Annotated in this window: 20 protein-coding genes; 8 read left to right on the top strand and 12 right to left on the bottom strand. The window is 67.9% G+C overall.

Annotated features, from left to right (window positions below):
* Positions 1–124 precede the first annotated feature (124 nt).
* Positions 125–478, bottom strand: a complete 354-nt coding sequence (flaF, locus tag Q8R27_RS02580) for a flagellar biosynthesis regulator FlaF (RefSeq protein WP_305697544.1) — start codon at positions 476–478, stop codon at positions 125–127.
* Positions 438–863, bottom strand: a complete 426-nt coding sequence (gene flbT / locus Q8R27_RS02585) for a flagellar biosynthesis repressor FlbT (protein ID WP_305697545.1) — start codon at positions 861–863, stop codon at positions 438–440. The genes flaF and flbT overlap by 41 nt, the downstream gene beginning before the upstream one ends.
* Positions 864–1,064: 201 nt before the next feature.
* Here flbT and Q8R27_RS02590 point away from each other — a divergent pair, with 201 nt between their 5' ends.
* The 3 genes from Q8R27_RS02590 to Q8R27_RS02600 all read left to right on the top strand — a co-directional run bounded on the left by Q8R27_RS02590 (position 1,065) and on the right by Q8R27_RS02600 (position 4,411).
* Entirely contained in the window at positions 1,065–2,858 is a 1,794-nt protein-coding gene (locus tag Q8R27_RS02590; RefSeq protein ID WP_305697546.1) for a tetratricopeptide repeat protein, read from the top strand.
* A 63-nt stretch (positions 2,859–2,921) separates the two neighbouring features.
* Positions 2,922–3,398 (top strand): primosomal protein, encoded by a 477-nt coding sequence (locus Q8R27_RS02595; RefSeq protein WP_305697547.1) that lies wholly within the window; start codon positions 2,922–2,924, stop codon positions 3,396–3,398.
* Positions 3,399–3,535: 137 nt separating this feature from the next.
* Positions 3,536–4,411, top strand: a complete 876-nt coding sequence (locus Q8R27_RS02600; RefSeq protein ID WP_305598431.1) for a MoxR family ATPase — start codon at positions 3,536–3,538, stop codon at positions 4,409–4,411.
* Positions 4,412–4,441: 30 nt separating this feature from the next.
* Here the strand turns inward: Q8R27_RS02600 and Q8R27_RS02605 are convergent, their stop codons facing one another.
* Both Q8R27_RS02605 and Q8R27_RS02610 read right to left on the bottom strand, forming a co-directional pair.
* Entirely contained in the window at positions 4,442–4,816 is a 375-nt protein-coding gene (locus Q8R27_RS02605) for a hypothetical protein (RefSeq protein WP_305697548.1), read from the bottom strand.
* Positions 4,817–4,848: 32 nt separating this feature from the next.
* Positions 4,849–5,661 (bottom strand): universal stress protein, encoded by an 813-nt coding sequence (locus tag Q8R27_RS02610; RefSeq protein ID WP_305697549.1) that lies wholly within the window; start codon positions 5,659–5,661, stop codon positions 4,849–4,851.
* Positions 5,662–5,789: 128 nt separating this feature from the next.
* On the opposite strand from Q8R27_RS02610, the gene Q8R27_RS02615 reads away from it, so the two are divergent.
* The 3 genes from Q8R27_RS02615 to Q8R27_RS02625 are packed head-to-tail and all read left to right on the top strand — an operon-like array spanning position 5,790 to position 7,896.
* Positions 5,790–6,383 carry an HD family hydrolase gene (locus tag Q8R27_RS02615; RefSeq protein WP_305697563.1) on the top strand — a complete coding sequence of 198 codons (594 nt, stop codon included), beginning with the start codon at positions 5,790–5,792 and terminating at the stop codon, positions 6,381–6,383.
* Positions 6,384–6,397: 14 nt separating this feature from the next.
* Positions 6,398–6,919 (top strand): tyrosine phosphatase family protein, encoded by a 522-nt coding sequence (locus Q8R27_RS02620; RefSeq protein WP_305697550.1) that lies wholly within the window; start codon positions 6,398–6,400, stop codon positions 6,917–6,919.
* A gap of 8 nt (positions 6,920–6,927) precedes the next feature.
* Positions 6,928–7,896, top strand: coding sequence for an NAD regulator (locus Q8R27_RS02625; RefSeq protein ID WP_305697551.1), 969 nt, complete (start codon positions 6,928–6,930; stop codon positions 7,894–7,896).
* Positions 7,897–7,944: 48 nt separating this feature from the next.
* Here Q8R27_RS02625 and Q8R27_RS02630 read toward each other — a convergent pair whose 3' ends face one another.
* Positions 7,945–8,481: a porin family protein gene (locus tag Q8R27_RS02630; RefSeq protein WP_305697552.1), complete on the bottom strand. Its 537-nt coding sequence runs from the start codon at positions 8,479–8,481 to the stop codon at positions 7,945–7,947.
* Between the two features lie 256 nt (positions 8,482–8,737).
* Here Q8R27_RS02630 and Q8R27_RS02635 point away from each other — a divergent pair, with 256 nt between their 5' ends.
* Positions 8,738–9,091 (top strand): septal ring lytic transglycosylase RlpA family protein, encoded by a 354-nt coding sequence (locus Q8R27_RS02635; protein ID WP_305697553.1) that lies wholly within the window; start codon positions 8,738–8,740, stop codon positions 9,089–9,091.
* A gap of 12 nt (positions 9,092–9,103) precedes the next feature.
* Here Q8R27_RS02635 and Q8R27_RS02640 read toward each other — a convergent pair whose 3' ends face one another.
* Positions 9,104–10,783 carry an MFS transporter gene (locus tag Q8R27_RS02640; RefSeq protein ID WP_305697554.1) on the bottom strand — a complete coding sequence of 560 codons (1,680 nt, stop codon included), beginning with the start codon at positions 10,781–10,783 and terminating at the stop codon, positions 9,104–9,106.
* Positions 10,784–10,947: 164 nt separating this feature from the next.
* On the opposite strand from Q8R27_RS02640, the gene Q8R27_RS02645 reads away from it, so the two are divergent.
* A complete protein-coding gene (locus Q8R27_RS02645; RefSeq protein WP_305697555.1) occupies positions 10,948–11,985 on the top strand; it encodes an aldo/keto reductase in 1,038 nt (345 codons plus the stop codon).
* On the opposite strand, the gene Q8R27_RS02650 is transcribed toward Q8R27_RS02645, so the two are convergent.
* The 6 genes from Q8R27_RS02650 to Q8R27_RS02675 form a co-directional block, all read right to left on the bottom strand.
* Positions 11,982–12,647 carry an SOS response-associated peptidase gene (locus tag Q8R27_RS02650; protein ID WP_305697556.1) on the bottom strand — a complete coding sequence of 222 codons (666 nt, stop codon included), beginning with the start codon at positions 12,645–12,647 and terminating at the stop codon, positions 11,982–11,984. The two genes, Q8R27_RS02645 and Q8R27_RS02650, sit on opposite strands and share 4 nt — an antisense overlap.
* Before the next feature lie 8 nt (positions 12,648–12,655).
* Positions 12,656–13,831, bottom strand: coding sequence for a M48 family metalloprotease (locus Q8R27_RS02655; protein ID WP_305697557.1), 1,176 nt, complete (start codon positions 13,829–13,831; stop codon positions 12,656–12,658).
* Positions 13,832–13,992: 161 nt separating this feature from the next.
* Entirely contained in the window at positions 13,993–16,689 is a 2,697-nt protein-coding gene (gene ppdK / locus Q8R27_RS02660) for a pyruvate, phosphate dikinase (protein ID WP_305697558.1), read from the bottom strand.
* 9 nt (positions 16,690–16,698) lie between these two features.
* Positions 16,699–18,975 (bottom strand): glycine--tRNA ligase subunit beta, encoded by a 2,277-nt coding sequence (glyS, locus tag Q8R27_RS02665; protein ID WP_305697559.1) that lies wholly within the window; start codon positions 18,973–18,975, stop codon positions 16,699–16,701.
* The gene (locus tag Q8R27_RS02670) at positions 18,975–19,475 is read right to left on the bottom strand and encodes a DUF2314 domain-containing protein (RefSeq protein WP_305697560.1); all 501 of its coding nucleotides are present in this window, start codon (positions 19,473–19,475) and stop codon (positions 18,975–18,977) included. The genes glyS and Q8R27_RS02670 overlap by 1 nt, the downstream gene beginning before the upstream one ends.
* On the bottom strand, positions 19,472–20,374 hold the full coding sequence (locus Q8R27_RS02675; protein ID WP_305697564.1) for a glycine--tRNA ligase subunit alpha: 903 nt from the start codon (positions 20,372–20,374) through the stop codon (positions 19,472–19,474). The genes Q8R27_RS02670 and Q8R27_RS02675 overlap by 4 nt, the downstream gene beginning before the upstream one ends.
* Positions 20,375–20,406 lie beyond the last annotated feature (32 nt).

Genomic DNA, 20,406 nt, shown 5'->3' on the forward strand with positions numbered 1-20,406 from the left:
AAAGCCGGGGCCCACGCTGAGTTTCGGTTTGCGCGCGGACAGCCCGCTTGGGTCCCGACTTTCGTCGGGATGAGCGGGTTCGAGGTAAAGATAACGCCGGGACCTGGCCCCGGCACGCTTCAGGTCAGCCTTCGCCGCCGAGGCCCTGCATGATCATTCGATTGACGTCGATCAGAGGTTCGATCTCCTCCTCGCGACGGATCACCGCACTGGTGTGTTTGTCCACCCAGATGCTGAGCGAGATGATCGAGGCGCGCAGCGGCGCCGGCAGGCCGTTCTTGGAGTCCGCGCAGTCGGAGCCCAGCGTCGACCAGAGACGCCGGTTCCAGTCGAGCGCGTCGACACGGGTCCGCGCATCCGTCGGATCGGCCTCCGCCGCGGACATCAGCGCGCGCGTGACCTGCCCGAACAGGCGGTATTCCGCCTCGCGCGGGGATTCAGCTCTCGCTGTGGCTTGCTGGTAAGCTCGCAGGGACATTGCCCAACCTCTCGTCTTCGTACTCGATCAACTTCCGACACAGCATCAGCGCCTTGTAGTATTCGCGCTCCATGCAGTGCTTGGAGATGGCCACGCATTCCGCGAGCACCTGCGGATTGCCGATCACCCCCATGAACTCGGCGAGGCGCTGGACGAACTCGTCGTAATAACGAGCGGCCCCAGCCTCATCGAGGTACATCATCATCATCGGGAAATAGATCCGCCGGGCCGGCGTGGTGACGTCTTCTTCCTGCATGATGTCCTTCTCGCGAAGGACCGACGCCTTGTTCTGCAGGACGAGCACGCCGCGGCGGTCCCCGTTCTGCACGACAGCGCCGTTCAGCACGAACTTCTCGCCCGGCTTCAGCGACAATTTGAGCGGCAAATTCCGACTCCCTCGATTGGCGTCGAAACGAGCCAACCTTGTTCCGAGTGACGCCCCCCGAGGCGGATCGGACGATCCACTCCTCTATACGGCGCGAGTTAACGGGCCATTGCACGCAGCCCGGGCGATGAGCTTAAGGAAAGGTTAGGCATGCGCGCGCGAAGCATGGCCCAATTCTCACCCCTTGGGGAGTCGCAGGCCATGTCGCGTCCGGGCCAAACCAGCGCCGTCTCGCAAACTGCGCTGGAAGCAGGCGCCGTGGCGACGCCGCCCCGTCTTTCGGCCGAGGCCATGGGCCGTTCGGGGTCGAGCGAGGCGTTGGCCAAGCTGGACGCCGCGGTGGCCGAACTGCGCGCCATCGCCATCCAGCCGCTGCTGCAGGCCTCGATCAACGCGCTGAATTCCGGTGACGCCCAGACCGGCGCCGAATGGGCGATCAAGACGCTGGAGAAGGACGAGCGTAACGGGCTCGCCTGGTACCTGCTGGCCTTCGCCCGCGAAGCCGCTGGCGACTTCGTCTCTTCCATCCGCTGCTACGAGTCCGCGCTGAGCCTGCTGCCGGACCACGCGGAGGTCGCCAACGACCTCGGGCGCCTGGCGTTTCGCATGGGCATGGTCGAACAGGCCGAGAAGCTGTTCCGGCACTTCGTCGATCGCCACCCGTTCAATCCCGAGGGCGCCAATAACCTGGCCTGCGCGGTGCGCGACATGGGCCGCCACGACGAGGCCGCCGCGATCCTGAAGGACGCGCTGCTGGCCAATCCCGAAGTCCCGATGATGTGGAACACGCTCGGCACCGTGGTTACCGAGCAGGGCGAGGTGCACACCGCGCGGGTGTTCTTCGAAGAGGCGTTGCGCCTCGATCCGGTGTTCGCCAAGGCCCGCTATAACCGCGGCAACACCCGCCTGGCGCTCGGCGACGTGGCCGGCGCGCTGGAGGACTGCGAGGCGGCCATGGCGTTGAAGCCGCCGGAGGGCGAACGCCAGATGATGCAGCTCGCCCGCTCGACCATCCTGATCGCCGACGGGCGCCTCGCCGATGGCTGGGACGCCTACGAAGCCAGGCTCGATCCGCAGTTCGCCGACGTGACCCAGTTCATGGTCGACCGGCCACGCTGGGCGCCGGGCGACGATCTGGCCGGGAAGTCGCTGCTGGTAATCGGCGAACAGGGCCTGGGCGACGAGGTGCTGTTCGCCAACACCCTGCCCGACGTCGTCAAAGCGCTGGGTCCCGATGGGCGGCTCTCCATCGCCGTCGAGAAGCGCCTGGTCCCGTTGTTCGAGCGCAGCTTCCCGGGCGCGCGCGTCGGCGCCCACGCCACCTTCTCGGCAGGCGGGCGCAGCGTGCGCCTGACGCCCTTCCTGGAGGACCACGCGGACATCGACCTTTGGACGCCGATCGGCTCGCTGCTGCGTGAATTCCGCCGCTCGCCGGAAGCCTTTCCCTTGCGCGACCGCTATCTCATCCCCGACCCCGCGCGTGTGGCGCATTGGCGCGCCGTGGTGGAGCAGGCGCTGCCCGGCCCGCGCGTCGGACTGCTGTGGAAGAGCCTGATCAAGGCCGGTGCGCGCAGCCGCTACTTCTCGCCCTTCGAGCAGTGGGAAACCGTGCTGCGCACGCCGGGCGTCGCTTTCGTCAACCTGCAGTACGGCGATTGCGCCGAAGAGATCGAGCAGGCGGAGCGTGAGCTGGGCGTCAGCATCTGGACACCGCCCGGGATCGATCTGAAAGCCGACCTGGACGATGTGGCCGCGCTGACCTGCGCGCTCGATCTGACCATCGGCTTCAGCAACGCGACCCTGAACCTCGCCGGCGCCTGCGGTGCGCCGACATGGCTGATCTCCACGCCCGGCGCCTGGCCCAGGCTCGGGGCGGACCGCTACCTCTGGTATCCGCAGACGCGCCTTTATGCGCCATCCGCCTTCGGCGAATGGGCGGGCGTGATGCAAGCGGTGGCCGACGACCTGGCCGCTTTCGCCGCCGCGGAACACTAGGCGCACGCACGGGTTTCCCATTCGAACCGGCGCCCCCGCGCCGCCGCAATGGAGGATCTCCCGATGCCCGGCCCGGAAACCGACGAAGGCTTCGACGACCAGGACCGCGCCGAGGTCCTCGACGAGACCAACTACGACGGCGGCGAAGGCCCCGGCGAATTGCGCACCTTCGAGGATCTGGTCGACGTCTTCGACGTGACACGGGCCGACGGCGACGCCGATGAGGACGAGGCCGTGGCGCTCGACGCCGCAGATTTCGACGAAGAGGCGATCGACGACGAGGATCTGGAGGAAGACGACGACGTCACCGAGTTGCTGGCCGCCGACGAGACCGACCTCACCGACGACGTCGATTCCTTCGACGAGGACGCACTCGACGATCCCGACAATATCGAAGGCCTCGACGAGGTGGCCGACGCAGACCTGGTCGCCGGCGGCGAAGACAGGTTCACCGACTTCCAGTCGAAGGGCGTCGGCGACGCCGATCTGCAGCGGATGGGCTATTCCGACGAGAACGGCCTGGCCAAGGACAACGACTGACGACTGGCTCATTTTCACTCTGCGAGCGCGGCGCGCCTTGAATGTCGCGCCGCGCTCGTTAGGCTGCGCGTGATTGAACACCTGTTTGAAATCGCGCGGGCGTGCGAGCCCACGATGCGAGAGTCCGCGAGGAGCCCATGACCAACCGCTTCGAAGGCACAGAGAAGTACGTCGCGACCGAAGACCTCAAGGTCGCGGTCAACGCCGCGATCGCGCTGGAGCGCCCGCTGCTGATCAAGGGCGAACCCGGGACCGGCAAGACTGTGCTCGCCTATGAGATCGCCGAGGCGCTGAACGCGCCGCTGATCACCTGGCACATCAAGTCGACCACCAAGGCGCATCAGGGCCTCTATGAATACGACGCGGTGACCCGCCTGCGGGATAGCCAGCTCGGCGAAGAGCGGGTGAAGGACGTCCGCAACTACATCAAAAAGGGCAAGCTCTGGGAGGCGTTCGATGCGCCCCAGCGCCCCGTGCTGCTGATCGACGAGATCGACAAGGCCGATATCGAGTTCCCGAATGACCTCCTGCAGGAGCTCGATCGGATGGAATTCTACGTCTACGAGACCAACGAGACGATCAAGGCCGCGATCCGCCCGATCGTCCTGATCACCTCTAACAACGAAAAGGAGCTGCCGGACGCTTTCCTGCGCCGCTGCTTCTTCCACTACATCCGCTTCCCCGACGTCGAGACGATGAACGAGATCGTCGAGGTCCACTATCCGGGCGTGAAGCAGAAGCTGGTCGCCGAGGCGCTGCGCATCTTCTACGACATGCGCAAGGTGCCGGGCCTGAAGAAGAAGCCCTCGACGTCGGAGTTGCTCGACTGGCTGAAACTGCTGATGTCGGAGGACATCAGCGAGGAGACGCTGCGCGAGCGCGACCCCACCAAGCTGATCCCGCCGCTGCACGGGGCGCTGCTGAAGAACGAGCAGGACGTCCATCTGTTCGAACGGCTGGCGTTCCTCGCCCGTCGCGAAGGCGCGGCCGGCACGCCCCGCCCGGGACAATAGCCCCGAGCGACGCGCACGACGGCCGGGGCCTCAGGTCGCCGGCTGCACCTCGACCACCTTGTAGGTCAGCGGACGGCCGTCCTCATCGGTGATGGTGACGTATTCGCCGACCGCGAACCTATGCTCGCCCAGGCGGTGGACCGGCTCGTCGTCGGCCGAATCCTCTTCGTCATAGTCGAAGAACCAGCGCTGGCCTTTGCGCGCCAGCCGGCCGTCAACGGCGTCTTCGTCAGGCGCGAAGCGGCGCACGGTGCAGGCGTCTCTCGCCTTGGCGTAGGCCGCCTCGTCGAGCTTGCCGTCGGGCAGCAGCGGCGCCGTCAGGGCGTACCCGCGATGGTCGTCGCCGCCTGCGAACTCGGTGCCGGGATTGCGGGCAAGCCGCATGACGATGCGCGACAAGGACATAGGGTCACCTTGAATCTAGTGGGACGGGGAATCTAGTGCGACAGGAAGAGAGACGGTTGCTCGATGTTCAGCAGGCTGCGGGTGGTGCCGCCGAAGATGAACTCCTTGAGCCGGGGGTGGCCGAAGGCGCCGGCGACCAGCAGATGGGCCCCGGCGCGCGCCGCACCGTCCTGCAGCGCCGGCGCGACCTCACCGCCGTCGCTCAGCACATCAAGCTCGGCGTTCACACCACGCGCGGCGTAATAGGCCTGCAGGCGCGAGGGTTCGAAGCTGCGCGACGCCGACTTGGGCGCCGCCAGAATCACCACGCGTTCGGCCTTCTCCAGCATCGGCAGAGCGAGGCGCGCGGCGCGCGAAGCCTCCTTGCCGCCGTCCCACGCCACGGCGATCACCCCGCCGGGCCGCAGGCCTTCGCGTGCGATCAGCACCGGGCGCTGTTCGTCGGCCATGACCTGTTGGAAGCTCTCGGCCAACGGACCGCGACCGCGGGCGGAATCATTGCTGAACACCACCACGTCGGACAGCCGCGCCTCCGCCGACAGGCCGGCCCACACAGGCGACTGCAGGGAAAAGAACCGCCGCTTGGCGTACGGACAGGCGTCGAGCGCGGCCTGGGCGCGGGTCTCGCCGTTGGCGGCGGCTTCGCGGAGGGACTCGAGCGCCGTGGTCTGCACGCCGCCCATCAGGCCTTCGCCCATCCAGGGCATCACGTCGGCCACGTCCGGCGGCGCGTAGACGCCGGCCAGCTCCGCGCCGAACGGTTCGGCGAGCATCGCCGCCGCGGCCAAGACCGCGCGGTCGCTGTCCGCTCCGCTAAGCGGCGCCATGATTCGAGCCCAGCTCATGTGTTTTCCTTCATCGCTCAGGGTCGCCAAGGCTAAGGAGGCCCGAACCCTACCTTGACTGTGAAGGGAACGCATCGGTGAGAAAAGGGCTGCGTCGCGAGAAGGCCGCACCGCGCGCCTGGCAGCGAATGTTGTCGGGCCGCCGACTCGACCTGCTGGATCCCTCGCCGATGGACATCGAGATCGAGGACATCGCTCACGGCCTGGCCCGCGTCGCGCGCTGGAACGGCCAGACGGTGGGCGAACACCCCTTCTCCGTCGCCCAGCATTCTCTGGTGGTCGAGGAGATCGTCGCCCACGTCCAACCCGACATCGAGCCGCGCTGGCGGCTCGCGGCGCTGCTGCACGACGCCCCGGAGTACGTGGTCGGCGACATGATCAGCCCATTCAAGGCGGCGCTTGGCCTGGACTACCGCACGTTCGAGGGTCGGCTGGAGACCGCGATCCATGTCCGCTTCGGCCTGCCGGCCCGCTCGCCGCCCGCGGTGGAACGCGCGATCAAGGCCGCCGATCGCGCCTGCGCCTATTTCGAGGCGGTCGCGCTGGCGGGTTTCAGCGAGGCCGAGGCGCTGGAGCTGTTCGGCGCGCCGCCGGCGGGCTTCCACGCCAATGTCGAGCCGATGACGCCGGCCATCGCACAGGCGCGCTATGTCCATCGCTTCGAACTGTTGTCGGAAGCGGCGGGTTTCACCAGCACGGCGCAGGCGTTCGACACCGAATAGGCTAAGAAGGAGCCATGGTGTTCATCATCTGCGGATTGAGCGAGGTCGAACGGCTGGCGAAGGATCGCCTGCCGTCACACATGATCACGCTCATCGATCCCGCGACGCCGGTCTCGACCCCGCCCAGCCTGGCGCCGAACCGCCACCTGCGGCTCAACGTCAACGACATCACCGCCCCTGCCGAAGGGCTTGTCGCGCCCAGCCACGCCGTGGTGGAGAAGATCCTGGGTTTCGGCGCCGACTGGGACGAGGCCGCGCCGATGCTGATCCACTGCTGGGCTGGAATCAGCCGATCGACCGCCACCGCCTTCATGCTGGCCTGTGAGCGCAGCGCCGAGGCCGACGAGCGCGAGATCGCGCTGGCCATGCGCCGAGCCGCGCCCCACGCCTTTCCCAACCGCCGCATCGTAGCGCTCGCTGACGAGGTGCTGGGACGCCGCGGTCGGATGGTCGCTGCGCTCGAGGTCATGGGCGAGTTCGATCACACGTTGGCGCGGCCGTTCGACTTCGCCGCCCGCCATCACAACCCCACCTGAAGGCCCGCATGGACACCCCTGTCGTCATCGGACTATCGGCCGTGGTGGTGGCGATCCGCGACGACGACGCGGTGGTGCTGACCGTGCGTCCGCGCGCAGGCATGCGCGGCCTGCCGTTCGGGCCGTTCGATCCTGAGGGGCACCGCACCTTCGAACTGGCCCTGCGCGCCTTCGTGACCGAGCAGACCCGCTTCGACCTGGGCTATGTGGAACAGCTCTATACGTTCGGCGACAAGGGCCGCGACGCGCCGATCGCCGACATGGGCGATGGGCCGCGCACCGCGCGCGTGCTGTCGGTGGGCTATCTCGCCCTTACTCCGGCGGCCGTCGACACCCAGGCGCCGGACACCGAGTGGTCGGCCTGGTCGAGGTTCTTCCCGTGGGAGGACTGGCGCGCCGGCCGGCCGGCGGCCTTAGGCGCCCTAGAGCCGGCGCTGCAGAGCTGGGCCGCCGCCGCCCATGGCGCAGAGGCGGCGCGGCGCGCCTCGAGCATCCGGCTGCTGTTCGCCCTCGACGGCGCGGCGTGGAACGAGGAGCGCGTACTGGAGCGTTATGAGCTGCTGTACGAGGCCGGCCTCGCGCCGGAGGCCGCCCGCGACCGCGGCGAAGGCGCGCCGGCCTATGCAACGGGTCTGGGGGCCGCCTTGGGCGAGCCGATGATCAGCGACCACCGGCGCATCCTGGCGACCGCATTGTCGCGGCTTCGCGGCAAGCTGAAATACCGACCGGTCGCCTTCGAGCTGATGACCGAGGCCTTCACGCTGTCGGCGTTGCAGCGGGCCGTGGAGGCGATCGCCGGCGTGCCGCTGCACAAACAGAACTTCCGCCGGGCGCTGGAGCGCGCCGGTCTCGTCGAGGGGCTAGGACGACTGGATTCAGAGACCGGCGGGCGGCCGGCGGAGCTGTTCCGTTTCCGACGGGAGCTGCTGGGCGCGCGGCCCGTGCTCGGGCTGGCCCTGCCCCAGCTACGGGATTGAGCCTGCGCAGGAGGGCGGGGCGAAGCCCCGCCCTCCCCGCCCGGTGGGCTAGAACTTGCGGACGTAGGCCAGAGACCAGACGTCGGCGTCGCCGTCGTCCTTGAAATCGTGCCGGGTGTAGTCAGCGCGCACGCCGTTGGCGCCGTCGAAGAAGTACTGACCGCCGACGCCATAATTCCAGGAGTCGCCGTCCACAGTGGCCGACACGCCGCCGACCTGGCCCTTGATCTTGCTGGTCCCGTAGCCGACGCGGGCGAACAGATCCGCACTCGGCGTCACCGGAACGCTGGCGACGCCATAGACCGCCACCTGGGACTGCAGTTTCACATTCACCGGCGTGCCGGCGACGGTCACGTCGTCCTCCTTTACGCCGCCGGCCAGTTCGCCTTCCACGCCGAGATAGGAGCCGAAGCGGGCGCCGACCCGCCCCTGGATTGCGCCCAGATCCGCTCCCTCTACGTCTGTGTGGGCGTAGCCGAGCGTCCCGTAGATCTGCGGCCCGGAGTCCTGCGCGGACGCCATGAGCGGGGTTGCGGTGACGAGGACCGCGGATGCGGCGGCGGCGATGAGCGTAAGCTTATTCACGATTGGAACTCCGATACACACTGGTTGTCCCCCAACCCGGTGGGTCGGCGACAAACGCGGCGTCATAGAGACGGTTCGATTGCAGACTTGTACCGACGGGCGGATGTGGCGCGCAGACCACAGCTCGCCCCGGGACTCCCGCCGAACAGCCCCGAAAATTCATGCTTTGGCCGAACGGGGATCGGTCCTTGCGGCGGAGCGTTGCCGTGACATGACTCCATGTCGCCTCGTTGTCCTAGTCAGCCTCGCCGCCGTCTTGGCGACGACTCTCGCGCAGGCGGAGGAAGCCGCGCGCCCGCCCAAGTCTGAGACTGGCGAGGCGTCGTTCTATGGCGAACAGTCCGCCGGCGAGACCACCGCCAGCGGCGCGCCGTTCGATCCCACCAAGCTGACCGCCGCCAGTCCCACCCTGCCGTTCGGAACCAAAGCCAAGGTCACAAACCAAGCGACGGGTCAGTCTGTGAACGTCACGATTACCGACCGCGGCCCTTTCGCGAAGGACCGGATCATCGACGTTTCGCCGAAGGCGGCGGAGCATCTGGGCATGAAGGAAGACGGCGTCGCCCAAGTGAAGATCCAGCCACTGAGCGTGCCTAAGAAGGCGCCCTAACTGCGATGCACGTCACGCGGCGTGGGTCGGATCGGTCAAGGGATCAGGAACGCCCTGCGGATTTATCGCCTCATGAGGGGCGATACGTGTCTGACGCTCGATCATGCGATGCACGACCGGCCGCTCACCGCCCCGATGCAGGGCCAGCACGCGGTCGGTGATCACCCTGTCGGCCTCCGTCGGGCGCTGGTTGTGCCGCACGTAATCCACCCACGTCGGCGTCTGATAACGTTCGATCCAGACGCGCGGATCGGCCAGGTCGCGCATCAGCCGCCAGTTGCGGGCGCCGTCGCGTCGACGGATCCGCCGCCGCTCGGCCATGGCGGCCAGGAAGGCGTCGATGTCAGCGTCGTCGATCAGATATTGCACGGTGACGATCACCGGCCCGCTGGTCGGCTGGATATCCACCGCCAGATTCGGCTCTTGCCAGCGGTTGGACGGATCCAGGCTGAGATCCGAGGTGGAGGCGAGCGGAAATCGCAGGCCGATCAACGCGCAGGCGAACTGCAGCCCGCCCGACACGAACAGCGCCTGCTTCAGGCCCTCGTATTCGGCGACCATGCCCCAAACCCAGCTGCCCAGCGCCATGCCGCCGAACGCGGCCACCTGATAGAAGGCGAGCGCACGCGCCACCACCCAGCGCGGCGCCGACATCTGGGTGGTCACATTGAACGTCGACATGGCGAGCACCCAGCCGCCGCCGCCCACCGCCAGGACGATCACCGCCACGATCAGCGAGCTGGTCAGCGCCAGGGCGACGGTCGATGCGCTGAACACCAGGCATGCGTACCGCACGATCTGTTCGTTGGAGAAGCGGCCGCGCAGCTTGGTCATTGTCGCCGCCGCCGCGACGGCGCCGACGCCGAACGCGCCGAGCAGAAGGCCGAAGGTGCGCGGCCCGCCGCCTAGGGCGTCGCGCGCGATCAGAGGCATCAGGGACTGGACCGCGCTCGCGCTGACGCCGAACACAAAAGCGCGAAGCAGGACCGACCCGATGCGACCCGACATGATCACATAGCGGAACCCTGCGCTCATCGCCACGCCGAGCCCTTCGCGCGGCAGGGTCTGGACCTCGCGCTGCGGCCGCCAGCGCGCCAGTACGACAATCAGTCCCAGATAGCTGAACACATTGACGGTGAACGCCGCGGCGGCCCCGGCGGCGGCGACGATCATCCCGCCGATCGCAGGGCCGGCGGTGCGCGCCAGATTGAAGCCCATGGAGTTCAGCGCCACGGCGCCGGCGATCTCTTGCCTGGGCACCATCTCGCCGACCGAGGCCTGCCAGGCCGGGCCGTTCAACGCCGAACCGCAGCCGATCAGGAAGGTGAACATCAGCAGCACCCATGGCGTGATCAACCCGGAAAAGGTGCAGATGCTGAGCGTGATCGACACCGCCAGCATGAAGCCCTGGGCGCCCAGCATCAGCTTGCGCCGATCGAATGTGTCAGCCAGAGCGCCCGCCGGCAGCGACAGCAGCATGATCGGCAGGGTCACCGAGGCCTGCACCAGGGCGACCATCTTCGGCGAGGCGATCGACGTCATCAGCCACGACGCGCCCACCGACTGGATCAGGTAGCCAAAGTTCGAAGCCAGGCTGGCGATCCACACGGCCCGAAAAACGCGACTGTTCAGCGGACTGAACAGCGACGGCGGGGCGGACCGAGACCCGGGATCAGACTCCGACGAACTCATACGTCTCACTTGCGATGCGAGATGAGAATCTATCCCCTCAGCTAACCCTTTGGCCGGGCGTGCGCCATGGCCGAGCCGCCTGGACCGAATACCGTGGAGCGAACGCGCCTTCGCAACGCCTCAGCCGGTCGCTAGGTTCGCGGAAAATCAAAGGGAGAAGCGCCATGGAATATCGCGTGCTCGGCCGCACGGGCTTGAAGGTCTCGGCCTACTGCTTCGGGGTCATGACGTTTGGCGGCGTCGGCCGCTTCTCCCACATGGGTCAAGTGCAAGTCGAGGAGGCCAGGCGCCTGCTGGACCAGTGCTTCGACGCGGGCGTCAACCTGGTCGACACCGCCAATGTCTATTCGAACGGCGTGTCGGAGGAGATTCTCGGAGAGGCGCTGGGCGACAAGCGCAAGGACGTGCTGATCGCCACCAAGTTCCACAGCCCGATGGGGACCGGCCCCAACGACCAGGGCGCCTCGCGCCACCACATCATCCAGGCCTGCGAGGCCAGCCTGAAGCGCCTGCGCACCGACTACATCGACCTCTATCAGGCCCACAATCAGGACCTGTTGACCGCGCCGGAGGAATCCATGCGCGCCCTGGACGACCTCGTGCGCGCCGGCAAGGTTCGCTACATCGGCTCATCCAACCTGAGCGGCTGGTACACCATGAAGTCGCTGGCCGCGTCCGACCGCATCGGCCTGACCCGCTACGCCAGCCAGCAGATTCAGTACTCCCTGCTGTGGCGCGACGCCGAGGACGAACTGCTGCCGCTGGGCCTCGACCAAGGCGTCGGCGCCCTGATCTGGAGCCCGCTGGCCAGCGGCTACCTCTCCGGCAAGTACCGCAAGCCCGGCGAGAACGCGGCCACCCGGCTGAGCGGCGACGCCCTGTCGACGGTGGATGACGAGCGCGCGCGGGCCATCGTCGACGTGCTGGACGACATCGCCACGGCGCGCGGGGTGAGCGCCGCCCAGGTCGCGCTGAACTGGGTCGTGCGGCGCGCCGGCGTCACCTCGGTAATCATGGGCGCGCGGACCGAGGCGCAGCTCGCCGACAATCTGGCTGCGGCGCGCTGGTCGCTGAACGACGAGGAGATGGAGCGGCTGACCACGGTCAGCAAGCCGCCAAGGCGCTATCCCTACTACCACCAGGCGACGTTCGGCGCCGCGCGCAACCCCGTCCCGCCGCTGCAGGCGCCCCTGTCTCTCTAGTCCGCGGTGAATGTCAGCGTGCCGGCGGGAGGCGGACGCAGCTGCGCCTCGCCGGGCCCCGACAGGTCCAGCCACTGCGCGCCGGCGGCCGCGTCGAGGATCACCGGCTGGCGGATGTGGTAAGGGCTGACGTCCTCGCCGGCCGAGCAGGTGGCGAGGGTGAAGCTCTGCAACGGGCCGTCATGATCGCTGGGACGCGACTGCTCCCACAAGCCCGGGAAGTAAAACACCTCCTGTCCCGGCGCGGTGACCCGCCAGCGCTGCTTCGGCCCCTTGGGCTTGGCGGGATCCAGCGGGGTCCATTCGAAGAAGTGGGTCGCGGGAACCAGGCAGCGGCGGCGCGCATAGGCTTCGCGGTAGGCGGGCGTTGTGGCGATGGTTTCGGCGCGCGCGTTGGTGGTCATCGCCTTCCAGGCCTTTACCGGCCCGCGATGAAAGAACGGGATCAGCCACCACCGCAGCTCGACGAGTTCCAGGCCCGCCGCGGCGCCTTCGCCCGTATCGCGGGCGCGCAGGATCGGTGCGGGATCGGTAGGTCGGATCAGGTCGCGAGGTTGCAGATTCGGCACCCGGCCATCGTCGAACCTTAGTGGCAGGTCAAGCTGGCGGAAGCTGTCGATCAGCTTGTCGATCGGCGCCAGGTAGCCGTAGGCGTTGCACATGGTCCGATCTAACGCACCTGGTGGGCCGCCTTCCAGTCCATCGCTCGGCGGATGCGCGCGCCGACCGAGGGGTGGCTGTAGAAGATCGCCTCCTCCAGATTCCCCGGCGTCGCATAGCGGTACTCGACGGTCTTCATCAGCGCGCGGGCCAGGCCGTCCGGCTCGCGAGCGCGCTCCAGCGAGAAGCGATCGGCGGCGGCCTCGCCGATGCGGGTCATGGAGTTGGTCAGCGGCGTCGCCGCCAGCGCCATGAGGGTGACAATGATCCCCACCGCCGGGAAGCCTGCGGGATCGGCTAGACCTTCGACGCCGCGCGCGCCCGTCAACCGCAGCACCAGCGGGAACAGCCGGTCGACCAGCCAAAGGGCGAAGATCGCCAGCAGGCCGTAGCCGCCTGCCATCCACAGGACGTGGTGCTGGACATAGTGGCCCATCTCGTGGCCGACGACGGCGCGCACCTCGCCCAGGTCCGCGCCCTTGGCGAACATCACGTCGCTCATGGCGATCCGCGCGGTCCCGAAAAGGCCGGAGACGTTGGCGGTGTAGCGGTTGGACTGACGCGAGCCGTCATAGATCACGATCTTGTCGGCCGGCACGCCGTTCTCGCGGGCCAGCCTCTCCACCGCCTCGCGGACCGGGCCGGGCGGGGCCGGGCGATAGGTGTTGAACAGCGGCTGGATGAACACAGGCGCTGCGACCATCAGCAGGACGACGAAGACCGCTGTGAGTCCGCCGCTCCACGCCCACCAGGTGCGCGGTGCGCGGCGGGCGAGCGCATAAAGGCCGCTCGCCAGCAGCAAGGTGATGACGATCGAGACGGCGAGGCCGATGGCGTGCTCGGTGAGCCAGCCCACCAGAGGCTGATCGGAGAGCCCATAGCTGCGCTCGCGCGCCCAATCCTCGTAGATATCCCAAGGCGTCAGCAGCAGGCCCTCGGCTAACAGGTCGACGGCGACCACGGCGAGAACCGCCAGCCAGGGTCGGTTGATCCTGCTGCGCAGGCGCACCAGCAGGCCGGAGCGCAGCACCAGCCAAGCGGCGGCGACCGCAGCCAGCGCGCCGAACAGCAGCAGCCAATGGCCGCCTTGGGTGTAGGCCTGGGCGCGGGCGTGCGCCTCGGGCGGCAGCTGCGCCAGGTAGGCCGCCGTCGCCGCGGCCGGATCGAAGCTCGATGCGGGAATCATCCAGGCGCCTCCGCAGGAGCGGTCAGCTTACGGCTGCCCGGCCTGCCCTTACACCGCTCATCCCGACGAAAGTCGGGACCCAAGCGGAAGATCAGCGCGCAATGCGCAACTCAGCTTGGGCCCCGGCTTTCGCCAGGGTGAGCGAGACGTAGGGGTCGCGCCTAGCGGTCCTTCTCGCGTTCGCCGATGGCCGCTTGGGCTGCGGCCAGGCGTGCAATCGGCACGCGGTAGGCCGAGCAGCTCACGTAATCCAGGCCGACCTTTTCACAGAACTCAATGGAGGCCGGGTCGCCGCCGTGCTCGCCGCAGATGCCGAGCTTGACGTCCGGGCGCGCCGCGCGACCCCGCTCCACCGCGATGCGGATCAGGTCGCCGACGCCTTCCTGGTCGAGGCTGACGAAGGGATCCTTCTCGAAAATCCCGGCCTCGATGTAGGCGTTGAGGAAGCGGCCGGAGTCGTCGCGGCTGATGCCGAACGTGGTCTGGGTCAGATCGTTGGTGCCGAACGAGAAGAACTCGGCGTTCTCGGCCAGGTCGGCGGCGCGGATCGCGGCGCGCGGCAGCTCGATCATGGTGCCGACCAGGTATTCGATCTCGCACTTCTTCTCGGCGATCACGGCCTTGGCGATCCGGTCGGTGAGCTCGCGCAGGAACTTCATTTCCTCGCCCTTGGCGACCAGGGGATGCATGATCTCCGGCACGGGAGCAGCCTTGCCCTTGCCGACGATCTCGCAGGCCGCCTCGACGATGGCGCGGACCTGCATCTCGTAGATCTCGGGGTAGGCGACGCCCAGGCGGCAGCCGCGATGGCCCAGCATGGGGTTCACCTCGTGCAGCTCGCGGGCGCGCTGCATCAGCTTGGCGGGGTCGAGGCCGGTGGCCGCGGCGACGGCGGCCACATCCTCCTCGGTGTGCGGCAGGAATTCGTGCAGCGGCGGGTCGAGCAGTCGGATGGTGACCGGCAGGCCTTCCATGATCTCGAACAGCTCGACGAAATCGGCGCGCTGCATCGGCAGGATCTTGGCCAGCGCCGTGCGGCGGCCCTTCTCATCGTCTGCCAGGATCATCTCGCGCACCGCCGCGATCCGGTCGGTGTCGAAGAACATGTGCTCGGTGCGGCACAGGCCGATGCCTTCGGCGCCGAACTGGCGGGCCGCGCGGGCGTCCTGGGCGGTCTCGGCGTTGGCGCGGACCTTCAGGCGGCGCACGCCGTCCGCCCAGGTCATCAGGGTGGCGAAATCGCCGGACAGCTCGGGCTCGATCATGTGCACCGCGCCCTCAAGCACCTCGCCGGTGGAGCCGTCGATGGTGATGATGTCACCGGCGCGCCAGGTGCGGCCGCGGACCCGCATCTCGCCGGCCTTGCCGTCGATGTGGATCTCGCCAGCGCCGGAGACGCAGGGACGGCCCATGCCGCGGGCGACGACCGCGGCGTGGCTGGTCATGCCGCCGCGGGCGGTGACGATGCCGCGGGCCGCATCCATGCCGCGGATGTCCTCGGGGCTGGTCTCTTCGCGCACCAGGATCACCGACTCGCCCGCGCCGCCCAGGCGTTCAGCCTCCTCGGCGTCGAAGACGATCTTGCCGGTGGCCGCGCCGGGCGAGGCCGGCAGGCCGGACGCGATCACATTGCGCGGTGAGCTCGGGTCGATGGTCGGGTGAAGCAACTGGTCGAGGGACGCGGCCTCGACGCGCATCACCGCCTCTTCGCGGGTGATCAGGCCTTCGCTGGCGAGGTCGACGGCGACCTTCAGCGCGGCCTTGGCGGTGCGCTTTCCGTTGCGCGTCTGCAGCATGTACAGACGGCCCTTCTCGACCGTGAACTCGATGTCCTGCATGTCGCGGTAGTGGTGCTCGAGGCGCTCCACCACCGACTTGAACTCGTTGAACACCTCCGGCATCGCCTCTTCCATGGACGACGACTTCTCGCCCATTTCCTCGCGCGCGATGCGGGTCAGCGCCTGAGGCGTGCGGATGCCGGCGACAACATCCTCGCCCTGGGCGTTGATCAGGAACTCGCCATACAGGCGGTTCTCGCCGGTGGACGGATTGCGGGTGAAGGCGACCCCGGTGGCCGACGTCTCGCCCATGTTGCCGAACACCATCGACTGGATGTTGACCGCGGTGCCCCAGCTTTCCGGGATGTCGTGCATGCGCCGGTAGAACTTGGCCCGATCGTTCATCCAGCTCGCGAACACCGCGCCGACCGCGCCCCAGAGCTGGGCCTGCGGGTCCTGCGGGAACGGCTGGCCGAGCTCGCGCTGGACTGCGGCCTTGTAGTCGGCGACCACCTTCTCCCAGTCGTCGGCCGACAGCCCGGTGTCGACGGTGACGTCCAGGCGCTCCTTATGCTCGTCGAGGATCTCCTCGAACATGTGGTGGTCCAGATCGAGCACCACGTTCGAGTACATCTGGATGAAGCGACGATACGAATCGAAGGCGAAGCGGCGGTCGCCCGACAGCTTCGCCAGCCCGTCGACGGTGGCGTCGTTGAGCCCAAGGTTCAGAACCGTGTCCATCATCCCCGGCATCGAAGCCCGCGCTCCGGACCGGACAGAGACCAGCAGCGGGTTGGCCGCGTCCCCGAACGTCTTGCCGGTAATCTGTTCGATCTTCGCCAGGCCCTCGGCCACCTGCGCCTGCAGCTCGGCCGGATAGGCGCGCTGGTTGGCGTAGTAGTGCGTGCAGCACTCGGTGGTGATGGTGAAGCCGGGCGGCACCGGCAGGCCCAGCGACGACATCTCCGCCAGGTTGGCGCCCTTGCCGCCCAGCAGATTCTTCATCGAGGCGTCGCCGTCGGCGGCCCCGCCGCCGAACGCGTAGACCCAACGCGATTTGGTCAGGGTTTCCGTATTCATCCTGTCCTCTCAGCCCGTCACTTGCGAAAAGTCCGCGACACGGCCCATGGCCTCGCGGACCTGCACCAAAAGCCGCAGACGATTTTCGCGTTCCGCCGCCACTTCAGAGTTCACCAGCACCTTATCGAAGAACCCATCCACCGGCGCGCGAAGTCCCGCAAGCGCACGCATGGCCGCGGCGAAATCTTCCTGCTGCAACGCCTGCGCCACAGCCGGTTCGGCGCCCGCCAACGCTGAAATCAACGCCTTCTCCTGTTCGGGCGCAGAGTCCATCGGCTTGGGGTCGCCCTGCGGCAGCGGGCCCTTCTTCTCCTCGGCCTTGAGGATGTTCACCGCGCGCTTGTAGCCGGCCAACAGGTTCGCCCCGTCGTCGGTGGCGAGGAAGCGGGCCAGCGCCTCGACCCGCGCCTTGATGCGCACCAGATCGTCGTCGCCCAGGGCGAAGACCGCGTCCACCAGGTCGTGGCGTTCTCCCTGCTCGCGCAGCAGCACCTTCAGGCGCTCAGCCAGGAAGGCGGTCACTTCTTCGACCACCTCCGGATAGGGGCGGAAAGAGTACTGCAGCTCGCCGTCCGGTTCGGCCCCTGCCCGCGCGCTGCGGTCGAACTCGACGTCCACCTCGCGGTCCGTGGAAACCACCAGAGGCGTCGCCACCAGCAGGGCTTCGTCGAACTCCTTCAGATAGGCGGCGAATTCCTGCGACGCGGCGCGACCGCGCGCGCCGAGGTAGGCGGTGGTGCGGTGCGTAGAGATATAGAGCGCCCTGCCCGGATCGACGAAGCAGCGCAGCGAACGGTACCAGCCGGCCACCAATTCGCGCACCGGCGCGCGGGCCTCGGCGCCCAGCAGGATGCGGATCACGCCCAGCGCCGCGCGACGCAGCGCATAGGGATCGCGCGATCCCGTCGGCTTCTCGCCGATAGCGAAAAAGGCGGTGAGCGTATCGATCTTGTCGGCCAGCGCGACGGCCATGGTCACCGGCGTGTCCGGCGCCTCGTCGGAGCCGCCCAGCGGGCGGTAGTGATCGCGGATCGCCTCGGCGACCACTGGCGTCAGGCCCTCTTCACGGGCGTAGTAGCCGCCCATGACGCCCTGAAGTTCGGGGAACTCGCCGACCATGCCGGTGGCGAGGTCGGCCTTGGCGAGGCGCGCGGCCAGCACCGCCTTGGCGGGATCGGCGCCGACCTTGGGCGCGATCTCGCGGGCCAGCATCTCCATCCGCTCCATGCGTTCGTAGAGCGTGCCGAGCTTGGCGTGGAAGGTGACGCCCTTCAGCGTCTCCAACCGGTCCTCGAGCCGCAGCTTGCGGTCCTCGTTCCAGAAGAAACGCGCGTCGTTCAACCGCGCCGACAGCACGCGTGCGTTGCCGGCGGCGATCGCCGCACCACCGTCAGGCGCCTCGATGTTGGCGACGGTGACGAAGTGCGGGGCGAGTTTGTTGGTGCGAGGGTCGCGCACGGCGAAATACTTCTGGTGGTTGCGCATCGAGGTGCGGATCACCTCCGGCGGCAGATCCAGGAACGCCGGATCCATGTCGCCCATCAGCGGCGTCGGCCATTCGGCCAAGCCCGAAACCTCGTCCAGCAGGCCCTCGTCGCTCACCAGCTCCAGCCCGCGCGCGAAGGTCAGCGTGCGCGCGCCGTCCATGATCCGCTCCTTGCGCTCCTCGGGATCGAGGACCACGAAGTGGCGTCGCAGGCCGTCGGCGTAGCTGTCGAAGTCGCGCACGGTGAACGGCTGGGCAGGGCCCATGAACCGATGGCCCTCCGAGAGCGCGCCGCTGGCGATCCCGTCGATGTCGAACGCCACCACCTCGCCGTCGAACAGGCAGGCGATACGTTTGAGCGGGCGAACCCAGCGCAGCGTGCCGACACCCCAGGTCATCGACTTGGGCCAGGGGAAGTCGCGGACGATCTCGTCGACCATCACCGCGATGATCTCCGCCGTAGGCCGGCCGCGGCGCTCGATGGAGGCGAAATAGACGCCTTCACGCTCCACCAGCTGATCGCGCGTCAGGCCGGTCGAGCGCAGGAAGCCCTCCACCGCGGCGTCCGGCGCGCCGATCCGCGGGCCCTTGCGTTCCTCGGTGCGGTCGGCCTGGGCGGCTGGCAGGCCTTCGGCCACCAGGGTCAGTCGGCGGGGGCCGGCGAAGGTCTTCAGCGCTTCGGGCAGCATGCCCTGGGCGGCCAGGCGCTCGCGCGCCATGCGCTCCAGATCGCGAGCGGCCTGTTCTTGCATGCGCGCGGGAATCTCTTCAGAGAACAGCTCAAGCAACAGTTGGGGCATCAGCGCGACTCGCTCTCAAGCGCCGTGGGCGCCAGCGTCGCCTGGGCCTTGGCGCGCATCTCCGGGCTGACGCGATCGAACATCGCCCGCGTGGTGAAGTGTCCGTAGGTGCGCCCGTCTCGCGTGTAGGACCAGTCGACGACGTTGGCGGCGCTTGCCTGCACGTCGGCGCCAAGGAGGCCCGCGACCTGGGTCGGCTTGTTGGCGAAGCGGCCGAAGATGGTGTCGCCGAGCCGGCTGACGACCATCACCCAGACCGCCTCCGATCCACCGCGCGGGGTCGGCATGTCGACCTGCACGACAAACGAGTCATAGCCGTCCGGCTTGGCGTCGAACTTCGACCAGAACACCGGCAGCGAGTCCCTGGCCTGGGCGCGCGCTTTGGCCACCGCCGGGTCGACAGGCGCACCGTAGGTCGCGGCCTGCGCCTGAGCCACGGCGAGCGCCGGGGCGCCTGCCGTCGCGAGGGCGGCGACCAGCGCGAGGGAGGCCGCGATCATACGTTCGCCCCTTCGTTGGCGACCCAGGCCTCGGCGCACATCTTGGTCAGGTCGCGGATGCGGCCGATGTAGCTCTGGCGTTCGGCCACGGCGATCGCCCCGCGGGCATCCATCAGATTGAATAGGTGGCTGGCCTTCAACACGTGGTCGTAGGCCGGCAGCACGATCGCCTGGCCCTGCGGACCCTTAAGGCCCAGCAGGCGCGGCACCTGGATCTCCATGTCCTCGAACTGCCGCTTCAGCGTCTCGACGTCGTAGCCGTGGAAGTTGGCCTGGGAGTGCTGGCGCTCGTTCTCCAGGAACACCTGTCCGTACGTGCGGGGCTCAGGACCATCGGGATCGTTGAACGCCAGGTCCGCGAAATTGTCGACACCCTGGATGTACATCGCCAGGCGTTCCAGGCCGTAGGTCAGCTCGCCGGCCACGGGCCAGACGTCCAGGCCGCCCACCTGTTGAAAGTAGGTGTACTGGGTGACCTCCATGCCGTCGCACCAGACCTCCCAGCCCAAGCCCCAAGCGCCGACGGTAGGGTTCTCCCAGTCGTCCTCGACGAATCGGATGTCGTGCAGGCGTACGTCCAGTCCGATCGCCTCCAGCGAACCCAGATACAGGTCCTGCAGATTCTCCGGGTTCGGCTTCAGGATCACCTGATACTGGTAGTAGTGCTGCAGCCGGTTCGGGTTTTCGCCGTAGCGACCGTCGGCCGGCCTGCGCGAGGGCTGCACATAGGCCGCACGCCACGGCTTGGGCCCTAGGGCTCGCAGAACGGTCGCCGGATGCAGCGTGCCTGCACCGACCTCGACGTCGTGCGGCTGCAGAATCACGCAGCCCTGACGGCTCCAATAGTCGTGCAATTTCAGGATCAGGCCATGAAATGAAAGCGGCTTGTCTGAGGACATGAGGGGCTTGTTCGCAGGCGCAAAAATAGTCG

The sequence above is a fragment of the Phenylobacterium sp. genome, from assembly GCF_030697305.1.
Classification (GTDB): domain Bacteria; phylum Pseudomonadota; class Alphaproteobacteria; order Caulobacterales; family Caulobacteraceae; genus Phenylobacterium.